General features: G+C 60.5%; 2 protein-coding genes and 1 pseudogene. 1 reads left to right on the forward strand and 2 read right to left on the reverse strand.

Going from position 1 to position 4,250, the window contains the following annotated elements; translation table 11 throughout:
* Positions 1–831 precede the first annotated feature (831 nt).
* Positions 832–989, forward strand: a pseudogene (locus BCO18175_RS40800) (IS3 family transposase); the annotation flags it as partial.
* 412 nt (positions 990–1,401) lie between these two features.
* Here BCO18175_RS40800 and BCO18175_RS40290 read toward each other — a convergent pair.
* Complete coding sequence (locus BCO18175_RS40290; protein WP_174989379.1) at positions 1,402–2,388, reverse strand: OmpA family protein; 987 nt, start codon at positions 2,386–2,388, stop codon at positions 1,402–1,404.
* 136 nt (positions 2,389–2,524) lie between these two features.
* Positions 2,525–4,250: Ig-like domain-containing protein (locus tag BCO18175_RS40295; protein WP_254608263.1), on the reverse strand; the 1,726-nt coding region annotated here is incomplete at its 5' end.

Raw genomic sequence — 4,250 nt, forward strand, 5'->3', positions numbered from 1 at the left:
CACAACTTCAGACGCCTGCGCATTCGGTTCGAGCGCCTCGCCGCCATACACGAGGCGTTCATGAAAATCGCCGCCTGAATCATTTGCTGGAGGCACCTTCAAAAATCATTCTGTTAGCGTTTCTTAGCCACAAGTTACGGACCTGAATTAAAGATGCGGAACATCTCGGTGATTCTTGCGGGACGAGGAAGCCTCGCCAGATGACAGTTGCGCCAGGCGGAATCATTATGGTGATCGAGGTAGCCACCCAAGGTGGCAATCCACAGTACCGTCTGTGCCAGAGATGGCACCTTGTCCGGAAGGCGAGTTGTATGGTGTACGCGGGCAATACAACGCCTGCCATTCAAAACGCTGGAGGACCACTTCGCCAGGCAACTCGCCATCAAGGCGAGCCAGCAGAGGCGTGTAAAGGATGCCCCAGGCGATCACGGCAAACCGTGCCGCCGCCCGCACGAAACGCTCGATCGTACCGAACTGGCGGGCCTCAATGCGGCAGCCGCTTTTGAGCACCCAGCGCCAGGTCTCGACCGTCCAACGCCGCGCGTACCACTGCAGCCGCTCGAGGGCCTGTTCGGGAGGCCTTGTCGCCCGCTGAACTGAAGGCGGGCTGTCGGTTCTTCGACAACGACTTGGTCAAAACTGACGGTGTGCTGGCGTGCATATCGCACAAACGCTGCGTCGCATGGAGCAGATTCCGGTAGTGCTGGCCATATCCCTCACACACAAAATGGCGGATAGGTCCGATTACCCAGCATCAACTCAACTGCGATCCAGAAGCATCCCCAGCGCTATTACGGCAAGTGTATCGGTGCGTTGAGTGCCGAGTCCTTGCTGCCGTCAGCGGGTTACATATCGGCGCAGGAAGCACACCGGGATATCAGCCACTACCTGATGCACCGGTACACTGGAAACGGCCGAATCAGTTCAATGACGGACTGGCGCCGGCCGTTGCAGAAGAAAAACTTAACGTAGTGTCCGGGATTAGTTGATCACTGCAAAGCACCATTTTACTTCCCCACCGCATCCAGCCCATATCCATTCCGCATTCACAGGAAAAAGGGCGGCGCAAAAGCGCCGCCCCATAGGCAGAACTTGTTCCGGTGTCGATCAGGGCTCGTGGTCGCGCGCACCACTTTGCGTTTGCGCACAGTGCGCGGCCCACGCCTCCACCAACTTGCGCTTGCGGCTCGGCGAACCCAACACATACTCGTTGATTGCGGAATGGAAGGACGCCTGGTCGGTGTCCGGTAATGCCTCATATCGCACGAGTGCCTCCGCCAGCACCGGGGTAGGTCGTTTGGTGCTCGTCGTCGATTGCCGTTCAGTCCGGGCGCGCACTCGCGCGCGCCCGGTCACTCGGGATCGCCTGCCCCTTTTCGGCATGGGCAATCCCGGGCCCGCTCAGGCCGGACGGGCCGCGTCGACCCGCACCACCACCCGACGGTTCGGCGCATAGCACGCGATAAGCTGCTGCTTGCTGCCACGACAGTCCTCCACCACCGGCTCGCTGTTGCCCGCACTTTCCGTCGAGATCTTCGAGGCCGGCAGGCCGCGCTCGACCAGCATCCGGCGCACCGTCGCGGCACGGCGCATGCCCAGTTCCTCGGCAGCCGTGTCCGAACCGATCTGGTCCGCGTGGCCAATCACGGTGATCTGTGACAGCGTCGTGTTTTCCGCACGCATCTGCTCGACCAGACGGCCGACTGCTTCACGCCCGCGGCCGGTGATGTCGCCGTAGCCGGACTTGCCGAACGCGAACAGCAGATCACCGCTCAGCGTATAGTCCTTGTACTGCGGCTGGGCCGCCGGCTGAGCGACCGGCAGCGGCGTGGTCTGGCACGCTTGCACGCTCGATGCGCGCGGCAGCGCGTGCACCTGGTCACGCAGGCCGACGAGCTCGCGTTCGGCCTGCTCGCGCGGGAGCGCCTGCGGTGCGCCGTTGCCGCCCTCCTGCACCTTCAGGAAGTAGGTCTTGCCGCCTTGCAGGTTCGCCGAGAAGCGGTTCACGCTTTTGCCCTTGTACAGCGGGGCATCGTTCTGGTATGCGCCGATCGTATGCTCGCCCGCGACCACACAGAACGTCGTGTAGCCGCCCGGCAGCAGCGCCGTCTGGAACTGGTCGTCGACGTACACGTGCGCCGGTTGCGCGCCGCGCGTCGGCGTGCCCGGGCGGTAGTACACGATCTGCGTCTGATTCGAGGCGACGGTGCCAACCGGCGCATAGGTCGAGCCGAACACCTGGCCGGCGCGGGTGCCGGCGCCGTTGAACGGCATCGCCGAGTCGAACGTGTCGGACATCGCGGTCTGGGCGGTGGCCGGCAGAGTGCCAGCCGCCATCAGCACCGCGCCGAACAGCGCCAGGTGCTTCATCGTCTTACTGAGTTTCATGGTCGTATTCATGGGTATTGGTGGACGTCGCACGAAGCGACGTCCAATTCAAAATGGAACAAAGAGGTGATGGCCGAAGACCATCGATTGTGAACAGGGTCGCGCTGTGGCGGCACCGAACCGCCGCAGACACGTATTACACGAGATGCGTAGTCACCCCCTGCTGGACGAGCAGTTCCACATCCAGACCCGAGTGTTGGTAGACGTTGTACGTCACGCCTTCTACCGTCACGGTGCCAGCCTGCTGGGCCCAATCGCCCACGTCACTGCCATCGAGCAGGAGATCAGACAGTTGGACAGCATCGCCGACATCACCCTTCACCATCATTTGAGTCTTGCCATCGTTGACGAACAGATCCTTCTCACCCAGCTCCAGCACATCGCCAAGCGAAAGCTTAAGAGTGTTGTCACCGGTGCCGGTAATGTCAATGACCTCGATCGATTCCAGCTTGCCGTTAAGCAGGCGCAGATCCAACATCTGATCGGTACCGGTTAGCTTCATCGTGTCAATCCCGTCGCCACCGTTCAATCCATTTTGGAGCTGTTCGACTTCCTCCACGGCAAAAACATTGGCGAGGTCCGCCACGAGATCCGGCATGGCCACGTCATCCTGTCCGAATTCTGGGGCGTTAGCCTCCATGGTATTGCCTTGCGGTGTCATCGTGATCCAATCAATCAGGAAATCGTTACCCCAATACCCGTCGGCGTAATTGACAATGCTGAGCGTGACAGTTCCAGTATTGATAGCGGTGTAATCACCCGTAGCAATCACTGAAAGGTTTGGATTATTTTGGGAATCGAAAAGAGGCCCGATTGGATTTCCATCGATAAAAAGTCGAAGCTTGGCACTTTCTATCCCAACGTCTCCGTTGAACGCTTCTGTCCTGAAGAGCATAGAAAAATCGTACGTCTCTCCAGCCACCACCGCAATCTCGCGGCTCATGACATTTCCGCTCCAGCCTGAATTGGGGGTTCCCCAAAGCGAGCCGGGAGTTGTTGCATGGAATGCACCGTCGCGAACTTGCGAGTTGCCGTTAATATTTGCGTATGTCGCATAGTGCCCCTGCAGAACCCATCCCTCTAAATCTCCATCAGTATTGAAATCCCATCGATCTGTTGTATCGACGATCACCGTCACCGGATCCGACTTCTCCGAGCTATTGCCCGCCGGATCCCGCTCGACCACCTCGATCTTGTGCTCGCCTTCCGCCAGCGGCTCCTCCGGCTCGAACGTCCAGCGACCATCCTCGCCCACGATCGTCGTGCCCACCTCTTCGTCATCGATGATCACGATGATCGTGCTGCCAGGCTCGCCTACACCACCGATTACCGGCGTCGTGTCCTTCGTCGACCCATCCTCGCCAATCGGCACCAGGTTCGACGGATCCGTGTTGTCCCAGATGTCGCCAATTACCGGCTGCTCCGGCGCTACCGTATCGACGATCACCGTCCACGGATCCGACGGATCCGACTCATTGCCCGCCGCATCCCGCACCACGATGTTGAAGTCATACGTGCCGTCCACCAGCGGGTTTTCCGGCGTAAAGATCCAGTCGCCATCAGCGTTCGCCACCGTCGAGCCGATCACCGTCTCGCCGTTGCGAATGATCACCACCGCATTCGGCTCGGCCGTCCCCACCAGCGTCGGCGTGTTGTCATCCGTCGCCGTGCCCGATTCGATGTTCCCCTGGTACTCGCCCACGTCATCACGGATCTCGACGATTGCGCCCATGCCCGGTGCAGTCGTATCCACCTCGAGCGTGAAGCGCGCCGGCGCGCTTTCATTCTGCCCCGGCACCGTCACCGTCGCGTTCAGCGTGTGCACGCCCTCCGACAACGCCATCGCCGCCGGCACCTCGAAC

It is taken from the genome of Burkholderia lata (assembly GCF_902499335.1).
Taxonomy (GTDB): Bacteria; Pseudomonadota; Gammaproteobacteria; order Burkholderiales; family Burkholderiaceae; genus Burkholderia; species Burkholderia lata_B.

What these genes read in the sequence shown, in the direction of transcription:
- BCO18175_RS40290 (WP_174989379.1), bottom strand. Translation starts at nt 2,388, where the DNA reads ATGAAACTCAGTAAGACGATGAAGCACCTGGCGCTGTTCGGCGCGGTG.